Origin of the sequence: Micromonospora krabiensis (assembly GCF_900091425.1) — a bacterium.
Lineage (GTDB): Bacteria > Actinomycetota > Actinomycetes > Mycobacteriales > Micromonosporaceae > Micromonospora > Micromonospora krabiensis.
In genome coordinates this window covers 2916275-2941862 of record NZ_LT598496.1, presented here as the reverse complement: position 1 = coordinate 2941862, position 25588 = coordinate 2916275, and the positions used below count along the sequence as shown (strand labels likewise).

19 protein-coding genes are annotated in these 25588 nt (G+C 73.3%); 8 read left to right on the top strand and 11 right to left on the bottom strand.

From position 1 onward, the window contains the following. Nucleotides 1–43: 43 nt before the first annotated feature. On the bottom strand, nt 44–961 hold the full coding sequence (locus GA0070620_RS13085) for a DNA-3-methyladenine glycosylase family protein (protein WP_091590557.1): 918 nt from the start codon (nt 959–961) through the stop codon (nt 44–46). A gap of 88 nt (nt 962–1049) precedes the next feature. After that, nucleotides 1050–1187, bottom strand: a complete 138-nt coding sequence (locus GA0070620_RS32670) for a hypothetical protein (protein WP_157741608.1) — start codon at nt 1185–1187, stop codon at nt 1050–1052. Nucleotides 1188–1460: 273 nt separating this feature from the next. Between GA0070620_RS32670 and GA0070620_RS13080 the strand changes: the two genes are divergently transcribed. From GA0070620_RS13080 to GA0070620_RS13060, 5 genes are read left to right on the top strand one after another with little or no spacing between them, the layout of a single operon-like run. Further along, on the top strand, nt 1461–3422 hold the full coding sequence (locus GA0070620_RS13080; protein ID WP_091590556.1) for a stealth family protein: 1962 nt from the start codon (nt 1461–1463) through the stop codon (nt 3420–3422). Beyond that, a complete protein-coding gene (locus tag GA0070620_RS13075; RefSeq protein WP_091590553.1) occupies nt 3415–5466 on the top strand; it encodes a PIG-L family deacetylase in 2052 nt (683 codons plus the stop codon). Before GA0070620_RS13080 ends, GA0070620_RS13075 begins: the two co-directional genes overlap by 8 nt. Next, nucleotides 5463–7067, top strand: coding sequence for a stealth family protein (locus GA0070620_RS13070; protein ID WP_197677592.1), 1605 nt, complete (start codon nt 5463–5465; stop codon nt 7065–7067). Before GA0070620_RS13075 ends, GA0070620_RS13070 begins: the two co-directional genes overlap by 4 nt. Continuing rightward, a complete protein-coding gene (locus tag GA0070620_RS13065; protein WP_172836424.1) occupies nt 7064–9301 on the top strand; it encodes a glycosyltransferase family 4 protein in 2238 nt (745 codons plus the stop codon). The genes GA0070620_RS13070 and GA0070620_RS13065 overlap by 4 nt, the downstream gene beginning before the upstream one ends. Nucleotides 9302–9323: 22 nt before the next feature. After that, a complete protein-coding gene (locus GA0070620_RS13060) occupies nt 9324–11099 on the top strand; it encodes a stealth family protein (RefSeq protein ID WP_197677591.1) in 1776 nt (591 codons plus the stop codon). 139 nt (nt 11100–11238) lie between these two features. On the opposite strand, the gene GA0070620_RS13055 is transcribed toward GA0070620_RS13060, so the two are convergent. The 9 genes from GA0070620_RS13055 to GA0070620_RS13015 form a co-directional block, all read right to left on the bottom strand. Further along, a complete protein-coding gene (locus GA0070620_RS13055; RefSeq protein ID WP_091590548.1) occupies nt 11239–11886 on the bottom strand; it encodes a hypothetical protein in 648 nt (215 codons plus the stop codon). A 206-nt stretch (nt 11887–12092) separates the two neighbouring features. Then, complete coding sequence (locus GA0070620_RS13050; protein ID WP_091590546.1) at nt 12093–12872, bottom strand: anti-sigma factor family protein; 780 nt, start codon at nt 12870–12872, stop codon at nt 12093–12095. Next, on the bottom strand, nt 12869–13555 hold the full coding sequence (locus tag GA0070620_RS13045) for a sigma-70 family RNA polymerase sigma factor (RefSeq protein WP_091590544.1): 687 nt from the start codon (nt 13553–13555) through the stop codon (nt 12869–12871). The genes GA0070620_RS13050 and GA0070620_RS13045 overlap by 4 nt, the downstream gene beginning before the upstream one ends. A 180-nt stretch (nt 13556–13735) precedes the next feature. After that, on the bottom strand, nt 13736–14593 hold the full coding sequence (locus GA0070620_RS13040) for a spermidine synthase (RefSeq protein WP_091590542.1): 858 nt from the start codon (nt 14591–14593) through the stop codon (nt 13736–13738). A gap of 177 nt (nt 14594–14770) precedes the next feature. Continuing rightward, the gene (locus GA0070620_RS13035) at nt 14771–15730 is read right to left on the bottom strand and encodes a hypothetical protein (protein WP_091590539.1); all 960 of its coding nucleotides are present in this window, start codon (nt 15728–15730) and stop codon (nt 14771–14773) included. After that, on the bottom strand, nt 15727–18201 hold the full coding sequence (locus GA0070620_RS13030) for an AAA family ATPase (RefSeq protein WP_091590538.1): 2475 nt from the start codon (nt 18199–18201) through the stop codon (nt 15727–15729). The genes GA0070620_RS13035 and GA0070620_RS13030 overlap by 4 nt, the downstream gene beginning before the upstream one ends. Further along, on the bottom strand, nt 18201–19349 hold the full coding sequence (locus tag GA0070620_RS13025) for an exonuclease SbcCD subunit D (RefSeq protein ID WP_091590535.1): 1149 nt from the start codon (nt 19347–19349) through the stop codon (nt 18201–18203). Before GA0070620_RS13025 ends, GA0070620_RS13030 begins: the two co-directional genes overlap by 1 nt. Nucleotides 19350–19362: 13 nt before the next feature. Next, on the bottom strand, nt 19363–21114 hold the full coding sequence (locus GA0070620_RS13020) for an ATP-binding protein (RefSeq protein ID WP_091590533.1): 1752 nt from the start codon (nt 21112–21114) through the stop codon (nt 19363–19365). 246 nt (nt 21115–21360) lie between these two features. Next, nucleotides 21361–22107, bottom strand: coding sequence for a pyrimidine reductase family protein (locus GA0070620_RS13015; protein ID WP_091590530.1), 747 nt, complete (start codon nt 22105–22107; stop codon nt 21361–21363). 150 nt (nt 22108–22257) lie between these two features. Between GA0070620_RS13015 and GA0070620_RS13010 the strand changes: the two genes are divergently transcribed. From GA0070620_RS13010 to GA0070620_RS13000, 3 genes are all read left to right on the top strand, one after another. Beyond that, the gene (locus GA0070620_RS13010; protein WP_091590529.1) at nt 22258–22803 is read left to right on the top strand and encodes a plasmid pRiA4b ORF-3 family protein; all 546 of its coding nucleotides are present in this window, start codon (nt 22258–22260) and stop codon (nt 22801–22803) included. Between the two features lie 287 nt (nt 22804–23090). Next, complete coding sequence (locus GA0070620_RS13005; RefSeq protein WP_091590524.1) at nt 23091–24401, top strand: extracellular solute-binding protein; 1311 nt, start codon at nt 23091–23093, stop codon at nt 24399–24401. Between the two features lie 117 nt (nt 24402–24518). Next, the gene (locus GA0070620_RS13000; RefSeq protein WP_091590522.1) at nt 24519–25502 is read left to right on the top strand and encodes a carbohydrate ABC transporter permease; all 984 of its coding nucleotides are present in this window, start codon (nt 24519–24521) and stop codon (nt 25500–25502) included. Nucleotides 25503–25588: the final 86 nt, after the last annotated feature.

Here is a 25588-nt window from a genome sequence, read left to right as displayed (position 1 = left end):
GTCCCGCCCCGGCGGTCGGGGCGTCCGACCCCGGCGACGCCGGTCAGTAGCGGGCGAACGAGCGGATCGGGGCGCGCGGCCCGTACTTCGGGGCCTGGATGCCGGCGGCCTCCAGCAGCACGCAGACCCGGCCGCGGTGGCCCCGGAAGGGCTCCAGCAGGGCCAGCATCCGGGCGTCGTCGCCCCGGGGCTCGCCGGCGAGCGCCCAGGCCACGGTGTTCGGGACGTGGTAGTCGCCGACGCTGACCGCGTCCGGGTCGCCGTACGCCACCCGCACCACCTCGGCGGCGGTCCACGGGCCGATGCCGGCCACGGCGGTCAGCCGGCGGGTCGCCTCGGCGGCGTCCGCGCACCGTTCCAGCCGGTCCGCGACGGCCGCCGCGCGGCGCAGCGTGTCCGCCCGGCGCTGCTCGACCCCGAAGGGGTGGAATACCCAGTAGGGCGTGGCCGCGACGGCCGCCGGCTCCGGGGGTAGCAGCAGCCGCACCGGCCCGGGCGCGGGCTCGGCGAAGTGCCGGACCGTGGCGGCGTACGCCCGGTAGGCCTCCTTGCCGGTGACCTTCTGCTCGAAAACGGCCCGCAGCACCCGGGGGAAGACCAGCCCGGTGGCCGGCATCCGCAGGCCGTGGTGCTCGCGGGCCAGCCGGTCGACCAGCGGGTGCGCCGCGGCGAGGTCGGCGAAGGCGCCCAGGTCGTCCCGGAGCCCGGCGACCGCGTCGGCCCGCTCCACCACCCACTCGGCGCCCGGCCCCCACCCCTCGGCCAGCAGGTCGCCGTCGGCGGGCCGCAGGGCGAGGGTGGCGGGTCCGGCCGGGGTTCGGGTCGCCCACCAGAGGGCACCCGCGACGATCCGGGCGCACGGGTCGTACGGGCTGAAGGTCAGGGCGCGGACCGAGGGCGCGAGGCGGTAGCCGGCGGGTGGGTGCAGCACCCGACGCGCGGTGGGGTCGGTCCCGGTCATCCCGCAACTGTGCCAGAGCCCCCGGGCCGGGCGGAGTATCGGCGGGTGGTGGTGTGGCGTACATCCGGCGAAGGGGTGGGGGTCGCCGTCAGCCGAACTGGTAGTCGAGACTCAGTCGGATTGCTGGAATTTTTGCCACTAAACGGATCTTCAGGAACGAAGCATCCATCTCGATGTCCCTCCGGTGAACCAAAGGATTGCCGATCCATGGCTGGCCCGTGAACACGCTGCTAATGTCTCGTCGCCGCCGCCCTCGCCGCGGAGCTCTCGTCGTCGGTGCCACGACGCGTGGCGCAGCCGCCCGCGGCTTCCCCGCTCGTGACGCCACGACCTCTCTGCGGGCGTACGGAGGCACACGGGGATGCAGTGAGGAAGGGCGCGACGATGCCTGCTTGCACGAGGTTGGAATTCCGTTCACGGCAGGAAGCGTCCGTCCCGCCACGACGGCGGTGACCGTGCGCGCCCCTGGCCCGGCCGTCGGACTCCGGCGGTCCCGAGCATGATCGCCCTGCGCGTCTACCGCCTGCTACCGCCTTCGGCCCGGCGCCGGCTGATCCGCCTGCTGCCGGAGCACCGGCGGCTCGGTCTCGTGCGTACGCTCGTTCGCGCTCCCGGTGGGGACACGGTGCATCCCGTGGGATCGGTGGTGAGCGTCGACGACGGCGGCGTACGCACCCCGGCCGAGGTCGTGGCGGCCGCCACGCCCCTGCAGATGTGGCACCGCAACCTGACGGCCGTCACGTCGGCCCTCGACGCGGCCGGGATCCGCTACCACTGCCTGCGCAACGACGACCACCTGCGCAGCACGGTGGCGGTCGTCGCCGACCAGCGGGACGCGGTTCGGCGTACCCTCCACGCCGCGCCGGCCCTCTCCGGCGCGCAGATCCGCACCGTGGAGGTGCGGCCCGGCCGGCACCAACCCGACCTGACGCCGACTGAGGTGTTCCAGGTGTGGTTCCCGGTGACCGACGCCCGGGCGGGCGTGGTGCTCGGCTCGCGGCACGCCTGCGAGATCGAGTTCTGGACCCGGGACGGGGACGTCATCCGCGCGCCCCGCCACAACGCGGTCATCGACGAGGCGCCCGTCGAGCCTGAGCCCGTCCGCGTCGCGGCGGCGCTGCTCAGCCACTTCGTGCCCGAGGCCGACGACCACACGTACGGCAGCCGCCGTGACCTCGCCGTCCGCGCCTTCGACCGGGTCGGCTTCCCCGTCGACGCCGTCTACACCTGGGTGGACGGGTCGGACCCGGAGTGGCTCGACCGGAAGCGGGCGGCGCTGGGCGAGGCGGGCGGCCCGCTGCACGCGGTCGCGGCCAACTCGTCGCGCTACCACAACCGGGACGAGCTGCGATACTCCCTGCGGTCGCTGCACAGCTTCGCGCCCTGGCTGCGGCGGATCTTCCTGATCACCGACGGTCAGTTGCCGAGCTGGCTCGACCCGCACCACCCGATGGTCACCGTCGTCTCGCACGCCGAACTCTTCGCCGACCTCGGTGTGCGATCGTCGTTCAACTCGCACGCCATCGAGTCGCGGCTGCACCGCATCGAGGGTCTGGCCGAGCACTTCCTCTACCTGAACGACGACGTGTTCCTGGGCCGGCCGCTGCTGCCCACCCACTTCTTCCACGCCAACGGGATCGCGAAGTTCTTCCCCTCGGCGGCCCAGTTCGGGCTGGGCGACGCGAAGCCGGGAGACCTGCCGGTGAACGCCGCCGGCAAGAACAACCGACGGCAGATCCAGCGGCAGTTCGGCGTGACCATCACGCAGAAGATGAAGCACACGCCGTTCGCGCTGCGCCGCAGCATCATGTACCAGATCGAGCACGTGCTCCGCGACGGCGTGACGGAGACGGCCCGGCACCGGTTCCGCCACCACGGCGACCTGTCCATCCCATCGGCGCTGCACCAGTACTGGGCGTACCTGACCGCGCAGGCCGTGCCGGGCGACATCGAGTACGAGTACGCCGACCTCGGCCACCCGTCGACCCCCGCGCGCCTCGCCGAGCTGCTGGCCAGACGCCACCGCGACGTGTTCTGCCTCAACGACACCGACTCGGATCCCCGGTCGATGGCGGAGCAGGAGAGCATGCTGGCTGACTTCCTGCCCCGCTACCTGCCCTTCCCGGCCCCCTTCGAGCTGCCGGACGACGTGGTGGCGCAGCGCCGCACCCAGGGGGCCAGCGCGCTGTGGCGGCAGGCCAACGGCGTACGCCGGGGTGCCGGCCAGGTGGACGCGGCGACGACCCCGTCGCTGCGGATCCCCCGGCAGGTGGACGCCCCGACCACGCCGGCGCTTCCTCGGCCGGCGGACCCGTCGGCGGTGTCGCGGATGCGGGTCGGTCCGCGCCTGGACGCGCCGACGCTGCCGTCGATGCGTATCGCCGCCGGTCGGACGGTCGACGAGTCGGGCGGGACAACCGGGACCGAAGGTCCACGGCAGAAAGGCACGCGAGATGCCTGAGCACAGGGAATGGGCGGGGTCGTTGCGGGCCCTCGGTCGCCGGGCCAAGCGTCCGCTCACCGTGTGGCAGCGCTCCGCCGCCGTCGCTCCGGCGCGGTCGATGGCCATCATGGCGCACCAGGACGACGACCTGTACTTCCTCAACCCGCTGCTGGTCAGCCAACTGGCCAGCAGCGCGGCGCACCTCACGGTCTGCCTCACGGCGGGCGAGGCCGACGGCCGCAACGCGCCGGGCGGCACGCCGGAACACGCCGACCTGCCGGTGGACTTCCAAGCCTTCGCGGCGGCCCGGTTCAACGGTCTGCGCTGCGCGTACGCCGACATGGTCCTGGGCCACCGGGACGCGAAGTGGCGCCGGGAGGTGACCACGCTGGCCGGCGGAGCCGAGGCGGAGGTGTCGGTGCTGGTCGACGCGCCGCACATCCGGCTGGTCTCGCTCAACCTGTGGTGTACGCCCCCGGCGTCCGCCGCCCCCGACACCAACTCGCTGCCGGAGCTCTGGGACGGACGGGTCGCGGCGAACCTGAGCATGGTCCCGCTCGGCTCCCCGGTGTCGCGTGAGCACCGCTACACCCGGGAGAGCCTGATCGAGTCGCTGGTGATGCTGCTCGACGACTTCGCCCCCACGCTCGTCTGGACGATGGACCCGGATCCGGATCGGCAGGTCCACAACCGCGCGAACCCCCGGCACGCGGACGCCGAGGGCTACTCCGACCACAGCTTCCACACCGCCACCGGTCTCTTCGCGCACGAGGCGGTCACCCGCTGGTTCGCGGCCGGCGGGGGGCGCAAGACCTCGGTCGAGGCGTTCCGCGGCTACTACGTCCGGCGCTGGCCGTCCAACCTGAGCCCGCAGGGGCGGGCCGTCAAGCAGCGCTACAAGGACGTGTACGGCTGGGCCGACCGGCGTCCGAGCGACGACCCGGCCGGGCTGGGTGACCGAAAGGTCAGTGGCGACCTGATCGCCTCCGGCAACGCCTCCGGCACGACCCTGCGCTATCCCGGCTCGCGCTCCTGGGCGGCACCGGGCGCGGACGGTCGACTCTCCGCCTTCGCCGTGCGGGGCGGGCAGGTCGTGCACTGGCGGGAGGACCGCTCCGGCGAGTTCGCCGAGGGGCGTCGCGTGCCGGGCCGCAAGCTGCTGCCGCATGTGGACGCCGTGCCGACCGAGGACGGCGGATGGCGCCTCTTCGCCGTCCGGCAGGGACTCACGGCCGACCCCGCCAAGCACGTCCGGGACGTCTGGACGATCCGGCTGCCTGCCTCCGGGGACTACCGGGAGGTGCGCTGGGAGTCGCTGGGCAACCCGAACGCCCACAGCGAGCCGGCGAAGCGGCGCAACATCGGGATGCCGCAGGCCGTCGCGCTGCCCGGCGGCCGGCTGCTGCTGCTGGCCCGCAACGCCGGAAAGGGCCTGAGTGGACGGCTCCACGACGGCGCCGCCTGGGGCCCCTGGCGGGACCTCGGTGGCGGCGACACCCAGGACGGGCTGACCACGGCGGTCCTGGCGGACGGCACGGTCGAGGTGTTCGCCGCCGGACGCCGCGGGCTGGCGCACTGGCTGGTCCGCCCGACGGACCTCACCGCCGTGTACTCGGTGGTGCCGACCGAGGCGCCGGCGGGTCCGCCCGCCGTCGTATCGCTGCCCGGCGGTGACCGGATGCTGTTCTGCCGGTGCCGGGACTCCGCGTCGGTGGTGTCGTTCCGCACCGAGGCCGGCGGCGCGGTCTGGGACCCGTCCACCCTGGCCGACCTCGGTGGGTACGGCGGGCCCGGCCCGCTGGCCGCCCGGTTCGTGCCGGAGGTCGGCGCGGCGCTGCTGGCCGTACGCGACGACGACTCGTCGACCAGCCTCACCTGGGTGGGAGTCGACGGCCGCGCCGTCGGGGGGTGGCTTCGCGAGCCGACCCCGATCGCCGGCAGCCACGCCGTGTCGGTCGGCTCCGCCGGTCAGCCGGTGGTGCTGGCGGTCTCCGCCGCCGGTGCCCTGCTCGCCCTGCGGGTGAAGGACGCGACGTCGATCACGATGAAGGAAGTGCCGTGAGCCTCACCTCCCCTCTGCCGTTGGCCGATCCCACGGCGGCCCCCGCGCGGTCCGACCTCCGGGAAGTGCTGGTCGACGGCGGTCTCCGCCGCGCCCACGTGCACGCCGACCTCACCCCGCTGCTCGCCCGGCAGCTGAACCACACCGCGGTGACCGCGGCCCTGGACGCGCACGGGGTGGACCACTTCGTCGTCCGCGGGATGGACGACCGGACACCGGTGGTCGGTGTCAGCGAGGATGATCGGGTCGCCGCCCTGGGCGCACTGGAGAAGCTGGGCGCGGCGGAGGGCTGCTACGTGAGCCAGGTGCTCCCCAAGCCGCCGATCGCCGGTTCGCTGCGGGACGCGGCCGACCCGGCGGCCTGGGTCGACGTGCACCTCGCCCGCGCGGTCAAGATGACGTGGTTCCGGATCGACCCGACCGGGAAGTTGGTCGCCGGGCCCGCGTACGGATGTGACGTCGAGTTCTGGAAGCCGGACCGCAAGGCCGCGGTGTTGCGCGCTCCCCGGCGCAACCGGATGGTGCCGTCGGTCTCCATGGCCGGCGTGCCGGTCGTCGCGGGCGATCACCGGTTCACCCGCCTGGCGTCGCCGGCGAAGCCCGGTCGGCGCTTCCGCACCCGGCAGGAGTTCGACCACTCGCTCCCGGACGACATCGACTTCCCCATCGACGTCGTCTACACCTGGGTCGACGGCGCGGACCCGGAGTGGCAGCGCCGCCGCGCGACGCAGAAGGGCGAGGCGTTCCATGCCGAGGCGGCGAGCGACTCCCGCTACATCAACCGGGACGAGCTGAAGTACTCCCTCCGGTCGCTGCACCTCAACGTGCCCTGGGTGCGCAACATCTACATCGTGACCGACCGGCAGTGCCCGCCCTGGCTGGACCTCAGCGCCGGGAACATCTTCCTGGTCAACCACGAGGAGATATTCGCCGACCGGGCCGCCCTGCCGACGTTCAACTCGTGCGCGATCGAGAGTCAGCTGCACCGCATCGACGGGCTCGCCGAGCACTTCCTCTACCTGAACGACGACATGTTCTTCGGGCGTCCGCTGGCCCCGCAGACCTTCTTCCTCGCCAACGGACACACCAAGTTCTTCCTGTCCCAGAACCGGATCCCGGTCGGCCCGATCACCGGCCTCGACAGCCCCGTCGACGCAATGATCAAGAACAACCGCCGGCTCATCGAGCGGCGGTTCGGCCGTACGCTCACCCAGGGCAGCCAGCACGTCCCGTACCCGCTGCGGCGCAGCATCCTGGCGGAGATCGAGCGGGAGTTCCCGGCGGAGCACGAGGCGACGATGTGGAGCAGGTTCCGCAGCCCGTCCGACCTCACGATCACCTACTCGCTGCACCACTACTACGCCTTCCTCACCGGGCGGGCGCTGCCCGGCCACGTCAACTACGGCTACGTGCAGCTCGCCGTGCCGGACCTGGCGGCGCGGCTCCGCCGGGCCGAGGCCCGCCGGGACTGGGACACCTTCTGCATCAACGACGCCTACTCCACCTACGAGCAGCTCCAACAGCAGATCAGCATCCTGGAGCCGTTCCTGGAGGCGTACTTCCCGGTGCCGAGCCCGTACGAGTCGGCGGGACGTCCGTGAAGTTCTCCTTCCTCATCCACAACTTCTACGGTGTGGGCGGCACCAACCGGGCCGTCCTGAACCTGGCCACCGCGCTCGTCGAGGGCGGCCACGAGGTCGAGGTGGCCTCGGTGTTCCGCCGGCTGGACCGCACGATGTTCGAGGTCGACGAGCGGATCAGCGTGGTGCCGCTGGTCGACACCCGGCCGCGCCGGCCGGACCGCACCGACCCGCGGCACCGGGAACCCTCGACCCTGGTGCCGGAGAGCGAGGAGTTCCACTCGCACTACAGCCGCCTGACCGACGAGCGGCTGGTGGACTACCTGCGGTCGACCGACGCGGACGTCGTCGTGGGCACCCGGCCGGGGCTCAACCTCGCGGTGGCCCGGCACGCCCCGGAGCACACCGTCCGGGTCGCCCAGGAGCACATGACGCAGGACCTCATCGACCCCGCGTTGAAGGCGGAGATCAGTCGCCACTATCCGCGGATCGACCTCGCGTACACCGTCACCGGCGCGGACGCGGCGGCCTTCCGCGACGGCAACCCGGTGCCCGGCACCCGGATCGAGGTCCTGCCCAACAGTTCGCCGTCGCCCGGAGTGGCGCCGGCCGACGGCCGCGGCAGGATCATCGTGGCGGCCGGCCGGCTCGATCCGATCAAACGGTACGACCGGCTGATCGCCGCCTTCGCCCGGGTGGCGGTGGACCATCCCGACTGGACGCTGCGCATCTACGGCGACGGGGAACAACGCAACGCGCTGGCCGCACTGATCCGCGAACTGGGCGTCTACGACCGGGTCCGCCTCATGGGCCGGCGTGACGACATGTCGACGGAGTGGGTGAAGGGCGCCGTCGCGGCGGTCTCCTCGGAGCGCGAGTCGTTCGGCATGACGATCGTCGAGGCGATGCGCCTCGGCCTGCCGGTGGTCAGCACCGACTGCCCCGTGGGTCCCCGGGAGATCATCGACCACGGGGAGGACGGCCTGCTCGTGCCCAGCGGTGACCTCGGCGCGTACGCGGACGCGCTGCGTACCCTCATGCGGGACGACGCCCTGCGTGCCCGGATGGGGAAGATGGCGTTGGCCAACTCGGCCCGCTTCGACCCCGCGCACCTGGCGGCGCAGTTCGCGGGGCAGTGCGCGGAGGTGCTCGCCGTTCGGCGTGCCGCCGTGGCGCGACCGAGGCGGCCGGTGCGGCGGGCAGCCGGCGGCGCGCCCAGCCGCTCCGTCCTCGCCCGATCCGGCGAGCTGCTCCGGGAGCCGCATCTGGTGCGGTCGCTCGCGGATCCCGTGCTGCGGGGCATCGCGGGCAACGACCTCGCCCGACGGGCGAGCATGGGCGCTCTCGTCCGGCTCGGCCGGGTGCGCCGGGCCCGCGCCACCAGCACCCGGCTCCAGCAGGCGATCCGGCGCCGGGTCGCGGCGCCGACGGACGTGCCGGCCCTGGACTGCCGGGTCCTGCCGGACGGGGGACTGCGGTGGTCCGTCGACGCGGCCGGCTGTCACGGCGAGGCGGCGGTCCTGCTGCGTAACCGCGACACCCGGGCGGTCGTACGGGTGGCTCTCGGCCCCTCCGACGACGGGCTGCGGCAGGTCGGCACGCTCGACGCGACCGCGCTTCCCGAGGGGCGGTGGAACGCCTTCCTCACCGACGGTCGGGGACGGCGACGGGCGCGCCCGCAGCGGCTCGACACCCGGGTGCTCGCGGGCGGCGTGGACGCCGGTCTCACCGGCGAACGACCGGGGTTGGCGGCGCACGTGCCGTACCGCACCGCCGACGGCTTCCTCGGCGTGCGCAGTTGGGTCCGCGCCGCGCACGCCGAGGTCCGCCGGCTCGCCCTCGACGGCGAGTGGGTCACGGTGACGTTCACCTGGCACGGTCCGGGCGTTCCGACCGAGGCGGTGCTCCGTCGCCGGGGAGACCGGACCGATCAACTCGCCGTCCCGGTCGCCTCGGTGTTCGGCGACGCCCTGACGGTCGCCGTGCCCCTGGTGTCGCTCACCGACCTCCGGCTCGGTCGCTACGAGGACTGGGACGTCAACGTGCGGCACACCGGTGGGCCCGACGAGGTGCGGCTGGGCCGCTTCGTCGACGACGTGGTCGACAAGAAGCTCGTCTACACCTATCCCGAGATCCACCTGTCCGAGGACATCGGGCTCGACCTGGTGGAGGAGGACCCCGCCCCGGCGCTGCGGGTGCGTCCCTTCTACACGATCGACAGCGAGCTGTCGCTCGTCATCATCGATCGGCCGTAGCGTGGCGGGGGAGAGGAGCGCGGTGGGCGAGCCGGGACCGGACAGCCAGGAGATTCCCCGGGCGGTGGCTGAGCCGTCCCGGCTGGTCGGCGTCTACCGGCGGGTGCTGAGCCCGCAGACGCGCCGCGCGATCGCGAAGAAGGTCAGCCCGCAGACCCGGCACCAACTGAAGCAGTGGGTGGCCCGGGCGTCCGTCGACGGCCAGTTGATGGGGCGGCGAGGGGAGCGGCTGGCGCGCCGCCAGCCGGAGCTGCTCGCGGGCGGCGACCGGGTGGTGGTCACCGCGGACCGGGCGCCCCGGGTCGCGCACGTGCGGGCGGACATCACCCCGACGAAGGCCCGGGAGGGCAACCTGTCGGCCGTGACGGCGGCGCTGGACGAGGCGGGGGTCGCCTACTTCCGGGTTCGGGGCGAGTCCGACCTCCTGAGCGTCGTCGCGGTCGACGACGCCGACCGCGCCGCCGTGTACGCGGCCCTGGCCGCGGTCTGCGGCCGGACCGCCGGGTACGTCGGCGTGCCGCCCCGCGGGCAGGCGCAGCCGCCCCGGCCGCCGGCACCCGGTTTCGAGTCGCCGGTCTGGCGCCGCCTCGCCGGAGCGCCGGTGCTGCGGCTGACCTGGTACTGGACGGACCCACGGCAGCGGCTGGTGCTGGGCCAGCCGTACGGATGCGACGTGGAGTTCTGGACCCGGGAGGGGGACGACCTCGTCGCGCCGCGGCGCAACCCGGTGGCGCAGCAGGTCGCCGCGCGGGGACCGACCGTACTGGCGGAGGAGTCGGTCTTCAGCGGCCTGGTCCCGCCCACCTCGCCGGCCCGCGTACGCACCCGGCCGGAGTTCGCGGGGCGGCGGCCGGAGGACGTCGCCTTCCCGATCGACATCGTCTACACCTGGGTGGACGGCGCGGACCCCGCCTGGTTGCGCCGCCGCGCCGAGGTGACCGGCGTCCCCTACCACGCGGAGGCCGCCAGCGCGGCTCGGTTCCTCAGCCGCGACGAGCTGCGCTACTCGCTGCGGTCCGTGCACCTGTTCGCGCCCTGGGTACGCACCGTCCACCTGGTGACCGACGACCAGGTGCCCGACTGGCTGGACCGGTCCGCCCCGGGGCTGCGGGTGGTCAGCCACCGGGAGATCTTCGCGGACCCGACGGTGCTGCCGACCTACAACTCGCACGCGATCGAGAGCCAGCTGCACCACATCGACGGTCTCTCCGAGCACTTCCTCTACTTCAACGACGACGTCTTCCTCGGTACCGACGTGCTGCCCCGGGACTTCTTCCTGGCCAACGGCATCTCCCGGTTCTTCCCGTCGCCGGCGCTGGTGCCGCCGGGCGCGCCCACCGCCGAGGACATCCCCTCGTCGGCGGCCGGGAAGAACAACCGGACTCTCATCGCCGAGCGCTTCGGCACGGTCCTCGGCCAGAAGATGAAGCACATGCCGCACGCGCTGCGGCGCAGCGTGCTGTGGGAGATCGAGCAGACCTTCCCGGAGCAGCACCGACGCACCGCCGCCAGCCGCTTCCGCAGCATGACGGACATCTCGATCGCCTCGTCGCTGCACCACTACTACGCGTTCCACACCGGACGCGCGGTGCCGGGCGACCTCGAGTACACCATCGCCGAGCTGTCCCACCCCGACACGCCCGCCCGGTTGGCGCATCTGCTGGCCCGCCGGGACCGGCACGTCTTCTGCCTCAACGACGCCTTCTCCACCGAGGAGGACCTGGCCCGGCAGCTCGCGATCCTCACGCCGTTCCTGGACACCTACTTCCCGGTGCCCAGCCCGTGGGAGCGCACCTGAGCCGACCGCCGTCCGGCGTAGCGGGGGCCGGTGGACCGTACGCACCGCCGGTGGCCGACCCCGTCGGTGACGCGGGCCGGCCATGACGGTGGCCGGCCGCGCCCTCCCCGGCTGCGACCGACCACCGTGTCCCTGCGGATCAGTACGAGTAGGCGTCGCCCCCGGAGTTCGCGGCGCCCTCGCTGTCCGACGGCGGCGCGACCGCCTTCGGGGTGCCCTTGGGCAGGCAGCTCAGGTTCTTCTTGCCGTCCGGCTGGACCACGAACCAGGTGCCCCCGACGCCCTGGCCCTTCCACTGGCCGGGCTTCTTGTCGCCGATGTACCGGTAGACCGGCCACCCGCCGATGGTCAGCTGCCGGGTGCCGTCCTGCCGCGTGACCGAGCCGACCTTGTCGTCGGAGACGCCGCTGAGCTGCGGGTTGCCGTCGGTCAGCGACGGCGGCCACACCTCGGCGCACTTGTCGACGCAGTTCGACGACGGCGGGTCGGCGGTGTCCTTGTCGAAGCGGTAGAGGACCCAACCATCCTCGTCGGTGACGACCTGGCCCATCCGGGCCACCTTCTTGCCGATCAGCTTCTCGGTCAGCTCCACGCCGGCCGCCGGGGCGTCGGCCGCGGGGGTCTCCGCCGAGGCCTCGGGCTCGGCGGACGCGGTGGGTTCGGCCGCGGCGACGGCGACCGGCTCCGCCGCGCTCTGGTTCGCTCCGTCGTAGCCCGCGGGAGCGCAGGCCGTCAGGGCGACGACCATCGCGCCCGCGACGATGACGGTCCGCTTCATCTGTGCCACGTGCCCTCCTCGATTCTCGGCAGTTCACCGATGAGTACGCAGGGCAGGCTGTCAACGATTAACCAACTACCGTGGTCAATTTCACAGCGATCGGTTGAACCGGTACGCCGATTCGTGCGTGGGGGCAGGTGCGACGAATCTTCCACCCGTACGACGAATCGGCGCCGGTCATTGTTTCTGACCGGCGCCGATTTCCGTGGACGTCGCTACAGCCCCACCGTGACCAGCGGGCTCGCCACCCCGTTGCCGTCCACCGACTGCACCTGGATCTGCTTGATGTCGCCCACCTTCGCGGCGGTCGCGGCACTCAGCTCCAGGCCCTGCGGCTGGGTGTTCGTGCCGTAGCCCTCATCCGGAACGGACCACGTGGAGATCACCTCGGTGGTGGCGTTCTTGCGGATGACCACGAGTCGACACGTGCGCGGACCGGGCAGCTTCCGCAGGCTGAAGTTGATTCTGGTGCCGAACTCCTTCTGCGCCAGGAACATCGTGGTCTGCACGCCGGTGCTCGGGTCCGTGGCGTCGTACTGGTCGCCCTCCGCCTCGTTGCCGCCGACACCTGGGCCGGTCGGCCCGCCGCCGGTCGAGTCCGTCGGCGGGGCCGGCGCGGGGAGGGTCGGCTCGGCGACGACGCTCGGCGGGTTGGCGTCGTCGATGACGGTGTTGAACCCGATCCCCGTGAGGCCGCCCAGCACCACGACCGCCGCCGCGGTGGCCAGCAGCTGGCGGACCCGGGAGCGTCGCCGGTGGGCGCGCACCGCGACCAGCGTACGGTCCAGCAGGGCCGGATCGGTCTGCGTGTGCTCCAGCGCGCTCATCGTCTCGCCGTCGATGTCGCTGAGCAGCCCGACCACCGGCACCATGGTCTCCAGCTCGGCGGCGCACGCCCAGCAGGTGGCGAGGTGCTCCTCGAACCGCTCGGTGTCCTGCGCGTCCAACACGCCGAGCGCGTACGCCGCGACGTCCATGTGGTCCGGCCGGCTCATTCCGTCACCCCCCGTTCCTGCAGAGCCGTGCGCAGCGCGCGCAGCGCGTAGTAGACCCGCGACTTGGCGGTGCCGAGGGGCAGCCCCAGCTCCTCGGCGGCCTCCGGCACGGTCCGCCCCCGGAAGTACGTCGCCACCAGGATCTCCCGGTGTGACTGGCTGAGCGTACGCAGCGCGTCCGCCACGGTCATCGTCCGCAGCACCCGGTCCGTGCTGTCCGACTCGGCGAACGCGGTCAGGTCCCGGTCGTACGTCTCGGCCGGTCGGGCCTGCTCGCTGCGGTGCTCGTCGATGGCGATCCGGCGGGCCACGGTCACCAGCCAGGGCCGAAGCGACCCCTGCCCCTGCACCCCCAGCCGGTGCGCGTTGCGCCAGGCCCGCAGGAGCGTCTCCTGGACGATGTCCTCCGCGCGTTGCCGGTCCCCACCGGTGAGCCGCATGACGAACGCCAGCAGCGGACCGGCGTGTTCGGCGTAGAGCTGCCGGACGAGCTGGTCGGAGTGGCTCGCCTCACTGGTCACCGCCTGGTGGCGTCCGGGCGCCGATCGTGGCGTCACCGGCCCATTCTGGCGAGGCGTCGGGCGGCCGTCGACCCCCCGGGAGGTCGGCCGCGACTGGGATCGGGCGGACATCCAGTCCGGCCGCACCACATCGCCGTGCCAGCCGGCCGCCACCGCGTGCATCCAGAACCTCCGGGTCGTCCAGGTGACCAAGGGCCCACCAGGCGGGCCGCCCGGTGGTACGGGCCGACGGTGCGAGCGGATCAACGACGGACGAAGAATTTTCGACTGCGCTGCCCGTTGCCGGGGTCGACGGCCGTGCCCGCTGCCGGTCCGGTCGAGCGGCGGTGCCGCCGGCGGCGGTCAGCGTCCGGTGGCGAAGAGGCCCGGTGGCGGCGGGGTGGAGCCCGTGGCGTCCGCGTCCCGGACCACGGTCGCGCCACCGGCGAACCGGTCCAGGTCGGCGCCGGCCACCACCCGGCCGGGGAACCAGTCACCGGCGGCCCGGCGGGTCAGCTCCGGCACCGGCGGCTCGCTGCGGCCGGCCACCAGCACCAGGTTGCCGTAGCGGCGACCACGCAGCACCGCCGCGTCACCGATCAGCGTGGCGTGCGGCAGCACGGTCCGCACCGTCGCGACCTGCCCGCGGGCGTGGCGCAGCGGCGGGCCGTCCGCGAGGTTCGCGAGGTACCAGCCGCCCGGGGCGAGCACCCGGGCCACCTCGGAGGCGTACTCGACGGACGTCAGGTGGGCCGGGGTGCGGGCGCCGGCGAAGACGTCGGCGACCACCACGTCGTAGCTGCCGTCGCGGGTGGCGGCGAGCACCTCGCGGGCGTCGGCCACGCGTACCCGCAGCCGGGGGTCGGCCGGCCAGGGCAGCGCCCGACGGACCAGCTCCACCAGCGCGCCGTCGACCTCGGCCACGCGCTGGGTGGAGCCGGGCCGGGTCGCCGAGACGTACCGGGGCAGGGTCAGCGCGCCGCCGCCCAGGTGCAGCACGCGCAGCGGGGCGCCGGCGGGGGCGATCAGGTCGACCGCGGCGGCGAGCCGCCGCACGTACTCGAACTCCAGGTAGGTGGGGTCGGTCAGGTCGACGTGGGACTGCGGCGCGCCGTCCAGGAGCAACGTCCAGGAGCCGGCGCGGTCCCGGTCCGGGACCAGCTCGGCCTGGCCGGTGTCCACCTGCTCGACCACCCGGTCGCCGTCGCGCTTGCGTCCCACCCACCCAGTATCCCGGCCACCCCGGCGCCGCGCCCCGGCCGGTCGCCCGCGCCGGCACATGATCGCGCAACAACAACGACGTAGGGGGCCTCGAACCCGCCCGGAGGGCACTGCCTCCGGGTTGTTGCGTGATCATGCGGCGACGCCGCGCGGCCGGCCCGAGCGGGCGGCGGCGGGTCAGCGGCGGGCGGCGGCGGTCAGGGCTCGGTGCAGCAGCCGCGAATCGCCGAGCAGCGCCCGCAGCCGGCGCTCCAGACCGGCGATGGGGATCAGGTTCTGCGGGGCGCGCGGGTCCTTGTACGGCGTGGACGCGAACCGGGGAAGCGTGACCAGCGACAGGTCGGCCAGCTCGACCGCCTCGGCGATGTCCAGCTCGGGGGAGCACTCCACCCGCACGATTCCCGCCCAGGGGGCGCCGGCGGCCACCGGCAGGCGCAAATACCAGGACCAGCCGCCCCAGGCGGTGCCGACCCGGAACACCGGCGAACGCTGCCCCGCCGTCAAACCGGTCACCACGGCGGTGAGCCGGGCGTCGAGGTACTGGCTGTGCTGGGTCTTGATGTAGCCGAGAGTGCGGGGCAGATGCCGGCGGCTGCGTAGCGGGCCGTCGACCACGAGCAGGTCCCCGTCGGTGCGGGCGGCGTCGGAGACCGCCACCTCCAGCGCGGTCAGCGGGCCCTGCACCGCGGCGGGAAGCTTCGTCAGCTCGCCGGTGCCGCCGACCCGGTGCACCGGGTAGCGGATCGCGCCCGCGACCACGTCCTCGGCGGTGGGGCTGGCGGTGAACAACCCCCGGCCCACCCGGGTGCCGGCCAGCTGCGCCGAGCCGCGCCCCAGGTCGCAGCGGACCACGCCGGCGGCGAAGGAGGCGGCCAGGCCGGGGAAGGTACCGCCGTCGGACTCGGCCATCCACAGGCTCGCGTCGATGCGGCGGACCCCGTCGACCAGCAGGACCACGTCGGGCGCGCGCACGTCGGGGCGTACGTCGATCGCCCGCCAGTCCACCGCGGGCAGCTCGTCGTCGGTCTCCACCTGGGCGCTGCTCGGCGCGGCCGGGCCGGTGCCGGACGCCTCGAACGAGGCACCGTACGACGGGTCCCAGGCGTCGACGAAGAACCGTCCACCGGGTGCGGTCACCGGCCGGTCCGCTCGACGCGGGCGGAGCGGGCGTCCTTGCGGACCTCGTAGCGCACCGGGATGCGCTCGGCCAGGGCCGGCACGTGGGTGACCACCCCGACCATCCGGTCGCCCCGGGCGGCCAGGTTCTCCAGGGTGGCGGCGACCGTGTCGAGGGTGGCCGCGTCCAGGGTGCCGAAACCCTCGTCAAGGACGATCGACTCCAGGCTCGCCGCGGTGGTGGACATGCCGGCGAGCTGCTCGGAGAGCGCCAGCGCCAGTGCCAGCGACGCCTGGAACGTCTCGCCGCCGGAGAGGGTGCGGACGCCCCGGCGCAGCCCGGCGTCGTGGTGGTCGACGACGAAGAACTCGCCCTTGTCGTGCACCAGGTCGTACTGGCCGCCGGAGAGCTCCCGCAGGATCCGCGACGCGCCGTCCACGAGGAGGTCCAACGCCTCGGCGAGCAGCCACCGTTCGAAGTTGTTGGCGCGCAGGTGACCGGCGAGCGCGCGGGCGACCTGCGCACGGCTATCGTGCCCGGCCCGCTGTTCCCGCAGATCAGCGGCCTGCTCGCGGCGCTCGACCAGGCGGCGTACCTCGGCCTCGGCCCGCTCCACCGCCACCGCGGCGGCGCGGACCGGCTCGTCGTCGGCGGGCAGCCCGGCGTCGGCGAAGATCCCGGCGATCCGCCGCGCCAGCCCGGCGGCCACCGCCTCGGCCTCGACGACCGCCGCGGCCCGGCCGGCCCGCTCGGCGCGGCGGCGGCCCGCCTCGGCGTCGGCCCAGCCGGCGAGGGTGGTCCACGCGGCCGCCACGTCGTCGCGGTCGGCCGAAGGTGGGCCGAACCGCGCCAACCCGTCCCGGGTGGCGTCGAAGCGCCGCCACGCCGCCCGTAGCCGTTCCTCGGCGGTGTCGACCGCGCCCCGGGCCCGACGGGCGGCGTCCCGGCCGGCCCGCACGGCGGCGGTCGCCTCGTCCAGGGCCTTGCGCAACCGCGCCTGCTCGGCCAGTTGGTCCCGCAGGGCCTCGGGCGTGGCCGCGCCGGCGAGATGACCGTCCACCTCGGCGCGCCGGGCGTCCAGGTGCTCCTGGCGGGTACGGGCCTGCACCAGCATCCGGTCCAGGTCGCGGGCCGCCGCGTCACGCTCCTGCACGACCCGCTTGGCCGCCTCGCTGGCCGCACGGGCGGCCTTGCCGGCCTCGACCGCGCGAGCCACCGCCGACTCGGCGGGAACCGCCGGCACCCGGGAGACCACCTGCTCGCACACCGGGCAGGGCGCACCCTCGACCAGGTGCGCCCGCAGCCCCACCGCCTGATCGGTGGCCTTCGCCTCCTCGTGGGCGCGGAACGCCGTCGCCAACTCCTCCTCGGCCCGCTCGGCCGCCGCCCGCGCCCCGGCCAGCGCCCGGACCGCCGCGTCGTGCTCGGTGGCCGCCGACTCCAGGGCCGCCCGCACCACATCCGCCTCCGCGGTCAGCTTCTCGCGGTCGGCGTACGCCCGCAGCAGCAGCCGCAGCGGGCTCTCGTCACCGGCGGCGGCCAACTCACCGCGCAGCTTCTCCTCACGCTCCTCGGCGAGCGACACCGCACCCGCCGCGGCGTCCGCCTCGGCCCGCGCGTCGGTCACCGCCCGGGCCACCTCGGCGACCCCGGCGGGCGCCCGGACCGCGCCCAGCACGTCCAGCTCGGCGTCGAGCGCGGCCAGCGCCGCGGTCGCCTCCCGCGCGGTCACCCGGGCGGCGTCCAGCTCCGGGACGGCGGCCTCCACCGCCGTGGCCAGCGCCCGCATCCGGTCGACCTCGCCGGCGGCCCGGTCGAGGGCGTCGTCGTCGACGTCGGCGAGCCCGGCCAGCAGCTGGTCGACGGCCTCCAGCTTGGCCTCGGCCTGGGCGGCCCGGGCCGTGGCCCGCTTCTGCACCTCCTCGTAGACGCCGAGGCCGAGCAGGTTGACCAGGATCTGCTGCCGGGTGGCCGGCTTCGCGTGCAGGAAGTCCGCGAACTGGCCCTGCGGAAGCACCACGCAGCTGGTGAACTGCTCGTAGGGCAGCCCGACCGCCTCCAGCACCGCGACGTCCATCTCGGCGGGTGTGCCCGCCACGACCTCGCCGAGGTCGTCCGGGCTCAGCCCGGTGTCCAGCTTGGTGACGTCGAAGCCGGGCGGCATCAGCTGCAACCCGGCGTTGGCGGTCTTCACGTTGCCCCGGCTGTCCCGTCGCACGACCCGGGTCGCGACGTAGCGGGCGCCGCCCGACTCGAAGACCAACCGGACGCGGGCCTCGGCCGCCGAGGGGGCGAGCGCGTTGGCCAGGCCCCGGGTGCCGCCCCAGCGTGGGACGGTGCCGTAGAGGGCGAAGCAGATCGCGTCCAGCACCGTCGACTTGCCCGAGCCGGTGGGGCCGACCAGGGCGAAGAAGTCGGCGTCGGTGAAGTCGACGGTGGTCTCGTCCCGGAAGACGGTGAAGCCCGCCATGTCCAGCCGCATCGGTCGCATCAGCGGTCGACCTCCTCGAAGATCTCGTCGAAGAGCTCCCGTACGCCGTCGTCGGCGTGACCCCGGCTGTCCAGGTAGTCGGCGAACAGCTCGCGCGGCGAGCGCCCGGAGCGCTGGGCGACGGCGGTGCCGCTCCCCGGCGCGGGCACCAGCTCCGGGTCGATCCGGATCTCCAGCGCCCGGGGCAGCAGCTCCTGCACCTCCTCGCGCAGCCCGGCCCGGGGCTGCTCGCGGACGAACACCCGCAGCCACGCGTCGGGCTGCTCCACCTCGGCGAGCTGGGCGAGCGTGCCCCGGACGGTGCGCAGGGTCGCCGCCGCCGTCACCGGCACCTCACGGATCCGGGCGGCGGTGTCGGCGGTGACCTCGACGACGGTCACCGAGGGCACGTTCTCCTGCTCACCGAAGTCCACGGCGAGCGGGCTGCCGCTGTAACGCACCGGGCAGGGGCCGTCGACCCGCTGGGCGCGGTGCAGGTGACCCAACGCCACGTAGTGGGCGGTGCCGGGAAAGACCGTTGCCGGCACCGCGTAGCCGAGCACGGTGTGCGCGTCGCGCTCGCCGCCACCGGCGGCCGCGCCGGTCACCGTCAGGTGCGCGGTGACCAGGTGCACCCGGCCCGACTCCGTGAAGCCCTCGGTGAGGCGGCCGAGCACCCGGCCCAGGTGGTCGGCGTATGTCTGGTTGGTCTCGGCGGCGGTCAGCTCGTACATCTCCACCGCGCGGACGGCGTAGCGCTGGGACAGGAACGGCAGCGCGGCCAGCCGCCACCGCTCCCCGCCGGCGGTGGTGCCGTCGATGACGTGCTCGTCCGGATTCTCCCGGACGCTGCCGCGCAGCGTGATGCCGGCGGCCTCGGCCCATGGGCGCAGCGCGTCCAGGGCCGGCCCGTTGTCGTGGTTGCCGCCGATGGCGACCACGTCGGCGCCGGTGCGGCGCAGCGCGGTCAGCGCCCGGGTCACCAGCCGGGTCGCCTCCGGGGTCGGCGCCGCGGTGTCGTAGAGGTCACCGGCGACGATGACCAGGTCGGGCTGCTCGGCGCGGGCGATCTCGATGACGCCGGCCAGGACCGCCTTGTGCTCCTCGGCCCGCGACTGCCCCTTGAGGACCTTGCCGACGTGCCAGTCGGAGGTGTGCAGGATCTTCATGGTGGCCCGCCCCCTAGAAAGGGATGTCGTCGTCGGCGCCGCCGGCGGTGCCGACCACCGCGAACGGGTCCGCCGTCTGGGTGATCGAGCGCAGCGTCTGCGACGGGGCGCGACCCGCCTCGCTGACCCGGGTCGCCCAGGCCGGGAACGGGAACTCCAGGCAGAGCGGCACCGGGATGTCCGGCTGGTTGACGAACATGGTGCCCGGCTTGGCCAGCAGCGCCCGCTGTCGCTGCGCCGGTGGCAGGAAGCCGTATTCCGGGCGGGACGCCTCGGCGGGGTCGAGCCGGCCGACGACCCGGATCGCCGAGTTGGTGACGATGCGCCGCTCGACCTCGCTCGCCGTCTGCTGCGCGCCGACCAGAATGACACCCAGCGAGCGGCCCCGCTCGGCGATGTCGAGCAGCACCTCCTTGATGGGGGAGGAGCCCTCGCGCGGCGCGTACTTGTTCAGCTCGTCCAGGACGACGAACAGCAGCGGCTTGGCCGTGCCCGCCTTCTCCTTGCGCTCGAACTCGCTCTTGAGCGTCACGCCGACCACGAACCGCTGGGCCCGGTCGGGCAGGTTGTGCAGGTCGACCACGGTGACCTGGGCGGACTCGGCGGTGTTGATGCTGTGCGGGCGGCGGGTGGCCAGGTCACCGCGGATCAGCCGGCCGAGGTCCTTCTTGCTGCCGATGAGTCGCCGGGCGAACGCGTTGACCGTGCCGAGCCCCACCGCGCTGCCGGCCCACTCGGAGCGGGTCTCGTCGTCGTTGAGCTGCTCGACGATGTGGTCGACCAGGTCGGCGTAGGTGCCGAGGCGCACCCCGTCGATGCTCACCCCGCCGTCGGCGGGCTGCGCGTAGCGGGCCAGGTGGGCGGCGACCGAGTGGACCACCATCGTGTACTGCTGGCGCTCGTCGTCCGCGTCGGCGAAGACGTAGGGCAGCAGGCGGTCGGCGCAGAACTCGGTCAGCGTCCAGTAGAAGCTGTCCACCCCGGTGAGCCGGCTGCTCACGTCGGGGGTGCCGGAGGAGTCGCCGACCCGGGGCGGCGCGTAGACGCGGACGTCGGGGAAGGCGCCGGCGTCCAGCCCGAGCTTCGCGTAGCCGGCGCGGGTGGCGTCGTCGAGCCGGGTGTTGGGGTGGTCGAGGAAGAGCAGGTCCTCGCCCTTGACGTTGAAGATGAGCGCCTTGGCGTTGACGGCGTCGCCGCCGAGCACGCCGGAGCGGAACACCGAGTAGAGCAGGAAGGTGGCGAAGCTCGTCTTGGTCGCGACGCCGGAGATGCCGGAGATGGAGACGTGGGCCCCGCGGGTGCCGTCGAGGAAGTCGGCGTTGAGGTAGACCGGGACCCCGTCGCGGCCCATCCCCATCGGGATGCGTCGCTCCATCCGGTCGAAGTGCAGTGCGCGGGCCCGGGCGTCGCCCTCGGCGCGGTGCACCACCGCGCCCGGCGTCGGCGGCACGTAGAACTCCGGGTCGACCCGGGTGGTCGTGACCTCGGCCGCCTCCTGCACCTGGGCGGGCAGCGTGCCGTCGGCGATGGCGAAGACGTCGGAGTCGAACTGGGCGCCCTCGTGCCGGGCGCGCACCTGGGTGACCACGCCGGCGATGGTCACCGGCTCGCGGTCGGGCAGCTCGCGGCGGGTCACCACGACGTCGTCGAGCTGCAGGTAGCTGCCGGGGGAGACGGCCGTCCAGAACTGCAGCGGGGTGGCGTCGGCGGTGCCGAGCACCCGCCCGACCCCCTCGACCGGGCCGTCGAACCCCTCATCGCTCATCGGGCAGCTCCGGTCGGTCGTGGTGGGCGGGACACACGTCCTGCATCCTGCCCGAGGAGTACGACACCTTGCCACGCGACGCGGCGGACGCCACGCCGGTCGTACGCCGCGCGTTCGGAGCGTCATGGCCGCGACACGGTACGTCGCGCGGCCGGCCCTCGCGGACGCGCGAACCGCGCCCTCGGTGCACGCGCGCCCGGGCGGGGCCCGGCGAACGCGGCGAGAACGCGGCGGGCTTCCGGACCGTCAGACGCGGGCGTGGCGCAGCAGGAGCACCCCGTCGGCGGCGGCCAGCACGTGTCGCAGCGGCAGCGGGCGCGGCGGCGTGGCGTCGCCCGCGGTGATCCGCCCCGCCCCGGGTCCGGCGAGCAGCGGCGCGACGGTGAGGCACAGCTCGTCGACCAGGTCGGCGGCGGTGAGCGCGCCCAACAGTCGCGGCCCGCCCTCGCAGAGCACCTGGGCGTGGCCGCGTCGCCGCAGCTCGCCGAGGCCGACGGCGAGGTCGACGCGATCGGCGCCGCAGCGCACCAGGTCGGCGACGTCGGTGAGCCCGGGTGGCGGCTCGGACTCGGCGCGGGTGAGCACCACCGGCCGGACCGGCGCGTCGGCGAAGGCGGCCTGGGCCGGGTCGAGGTCGAGCGATCCGGACACGACCACCAGCGTCGGGTACTCGGCCAGGCCGTGCTCGACCCGCCAGGCCCGCCGGCGCTCGTCCAGGCGCAGCGCCCGGTAGCCCTCCTGGCGCAGCGTGCCGGCGGCCACGAGCAGCGCGTCGCAGAGCATCCGCAACAGGCCGAAGACGCGCTTGTCGGGCTCGCCGGAGAGCCCGGCCGAGTAGCCGTCGACGCTGACCGCGCCGTCCAGGCTCGACACGAAGTTCACCCGAAGGTGTGGCCGGTCGGGGCGGCCGTAGAGGTCGGTGAGCGCGGCGTCGTCGAGGGGCTCCGGTGCGCCGCCCGGCCAGACCCGGTTGATCGGAATTCCGACGCTCATTCGCTGGCCGGACCGGTGACCGGAGGGGTGGGTCGGGGGGTACGGTGCTGACAGTCGCACCAGTTCCGGCCCGGACAGTCGTCGTGTCGCCTCGCCCGGCACGCTCGACAGATCATTCTCGCAGCCTAAGCCGAGGGAGGATGGGACAGCATGCCGCGTCAGATCTTCCAGTTGCGGATCTCGCTGACGGGTGTCCGTCCGACGGTCTGGCGGCGGGTGCTGGTTCCGGCCGGCTACACCCTCGACCGGCTGCACCGCGTCGTCCAGCACGCGATGGGTTGGCGCGACTGCCACCTGCACTCGTTCGAGATCGACGGTCTCCAGTACGGCGAGCCCGACCCGGACGGCGAGCTGGCGCTGCACGACGAGTTGGACGTCCGGCTGGACGCGGTGCTCGGCAAGGGCAGCCGGTTCCAGTACACGTACGACTTCGGCGACTGGTGGGAGCACGACCTCGTGGTCGAGGACGCGGTCACCGCCGACCCGGAGGAGCGTTACCCGGCCTGCCTCGACGGCGAGCGCGCCTGCCCTCCGGAGGACGTCGGCGGCCCGGCCGGCTACCAGGCGCTGCTGGTCGCGCTGGCCGACCCGGAGCACCCGGAGCACTGGGCGATGCGCGACTGGGTGGGTGACCACTTCGACCCGGCCGCGTTCGACGCCGGGCGCGTCGGCACCCTGCTGCGCCGCTTCTGCTGATCCGCCGAGCACGGCCGCCCGGACGGCGGCCGCTTCCGCCTGCCCTCGACCGCCCGCGCCCGGCGGGGGACCGGTAACAAATTGGGAACGCTCCCAAGCCCCTATTGACACTCCCGACACGCGCCCGCAATCTCATGGGAGCGCTCCCGATGCGTGGGCGTCAGCACTGCCCGGTGCGCGACTTCGGGGGCGGGCAGGTAGCCGCCACGAGGGTTCAGCGACCGGAGAGCCCGCATCGCCAGACACCGGAACCACCACACGAATCACCCACCTGAGAGGGGTCAGGGATGAGCGTCATCAGGCGCCGGCTCCGCACTGCCGCGGTCGCCGCGATCGCCGTGGGCGTGGCCCTCGGCAGCACCGCGTGCAGCAAGAAGAACGACGACGAGGCAGGTGGCGAGAACGGGCAGGTCAAGCTCGTCCTCCAGACCTTCTCCAACTTCGGGTACGACAAGGCCATCAAGGACTTCGAGGCGGCCAACCCGAACATCAAGGTCGAGCACCAGAAGATGGGTGAGCTGCGGGACTTCCAGCCGAAGCTGGTGCAGTGGCTCGCGGCGGGCAGCGGCGCCGGTGACGTGGTCGGTCTGGAAGAGGGCGTGCTGCTCCAGTACGTGCAGAACCACGACAAGTTCGCCAACCTGCTCGACCTCGGCGCCAGCGAGGTGAAGTCCAACTTCCCGGAGTGGAAGTGGAACAACGCGATGACGCCGGACGGCAAGAAGCTGATCGGGCTCGGCACCGACGTCGGCGGCCTCGCCATGTGCTACCGCAAGGACCTGTTCCAGCAGGCGGGCCTGCCCACCGAGCGCGACGCGGTCTCCCAGAAGATCAGCACCTGGGACGACTACATCGCGCTGGGCCGTCAGTTCAAGAACAGCGGCAAGGTCAAGGCGGCGTGGCTGGACAGCGCCACCAGCCTGATGCAGCCGTACGTCATGCAGAACTCCGAGACGTTCTTCTTCGACAAGGAGAACAAGTTCATCGGTGACACCAACCCCGTCGTCCGCAAGGCGTGGGACATGGGTCTGCAGATGGCCGCCGACGGCCTGACCGCCAAGGCGCAGCGCTGGAGCGCCGACTGGGACGCCGCGTTCAAGAACAACGCCTTCGCCACGATCCCCTGCCCGGCCTGGATGACCGAGGGCATCATCGCCCAGCGTTCCGGCCCGACCAACGCCGGCAAGTGGGACATCGCCAAGATCCCCGGCGGCGGCGGCAACTGGGGCGGCTCCTACCTCGCCGTCCCGGCGCAGACCAAGCACCCGAAGGAGGCGTACCTGCTGGCCAAGTACCTGACCAGCAAGGAGGGCCACCTGGCGGCGTTCAACGAGGCCGGTGCGATGCCCTCCAGCATCCCGGGCATCGAGGACCCCGCCTTCAAGGACAAGACGAGCGAGTACTTCAGCGGCGCCCCGATCGGTCAGATCTTCGGTGACAGCGTCAAGAACATGAAGCCGGTCTTCCTCGGCGCCAAGCACCAGCAGGTCTGGGAGACCATCGTCGAGCCGCAGATGCAGGCGGCCGAGCGCGGCCAGAGCAGGTCGGACGCCGCGTGGACGAAGGCGATGAACGAGGCCAAGAAGGCCGTCGCCTGATCCGCCGGTGACCCGCCGGCTCACGGACAGCACGTGCCGTGAGCCGGCGGCGGCGCTCGGTCCCGGCAGGGTGTGGGCGCCGCCGAGGCCGCTCCCCTTTTCCCGGAAGGACCTGCCATGAGCTCCACTGTCGGCGAGGCGCCGCCACGGCGGACCGCCACGCCACCCCGCCACCGACCGGAGCCTCGCCGCTCCTCGTACCGGCTCGGCCGCTGGGACCTCAAGTACTCGCCCTACCTCTACGTCGCGCCGTTCTTCGTCCTGTTCGGGATCTTCGGCCTGTTCCCGCTGCTCTACACGGTCTACGTCTCGCTCTTCGACTACGAGCTGCTCAGTGGCACCCGTGAGTACGCCGGGCTGGAGAACTACCGCGAGCTGCTCGTGGACGCGCAGTTCTGGAACGCCGCGTACAACACGGTCGGCATCTTCCTGCTGAGCACGGTGCCGCAGCTCATCGTGGCGCTCCTGCTCGCCAACCTGATGAACCGTCAGATGCGCGGCCGCACGCTGCTGCGGATGGGCATCGTCGTCCCGAACATCACCTCGGTCGCGGCGGTCGGCATCATCTTCGCGCTGATCTTCGCCGACCGGTACGGCCTGGTGAACTGGCTGCTCGGCAGCGTCGGCGTCGACCCCGTCGCCTGGCGCGACAACCGCTACGCCTCCTGGCTGGCGATCGCCTTCATGGTCGACTGGCGTTGGACCGGCTACAACGCCCTGATCTACCTCGGCGCCATGCAGGCCATCCCGAAGGACCTCTACGAGTCGGCCTCGTTGGACGGCGCCTCGGCGTGGCGGCAGTTCTGGCAGATCACCGTGCCGCTGATCCGCCCGACCATCGTATTCACGGTCATCATCTCCACCATCGGCGGCTTCCAGATCTTCACCGAGCCGCTGATGTACGGCCACGGAATGATCCGCGGCGGCGCGGAGCACGAGTTCCAGACGTTGGCCATGTACATCTACGAGCGGACCTTCACCGGCAACGCCGAGTACGGCTACGGGGCGGCGATGTCCTGGCTGCTCTTCCTGATGATCGTCATTTTCGCGCTAATCAACTTCGCGCTGGTCCGGCGCTCGGTGAAGGGGGAGAAGAAGTGAGCACCACCCAGGCCCTCCCTCGCTCTGTCGCGCCGCCGCCGGAGAACCGGACGCGTCGCCGGCGGCGCGGCACGCCGGGCGGCCGG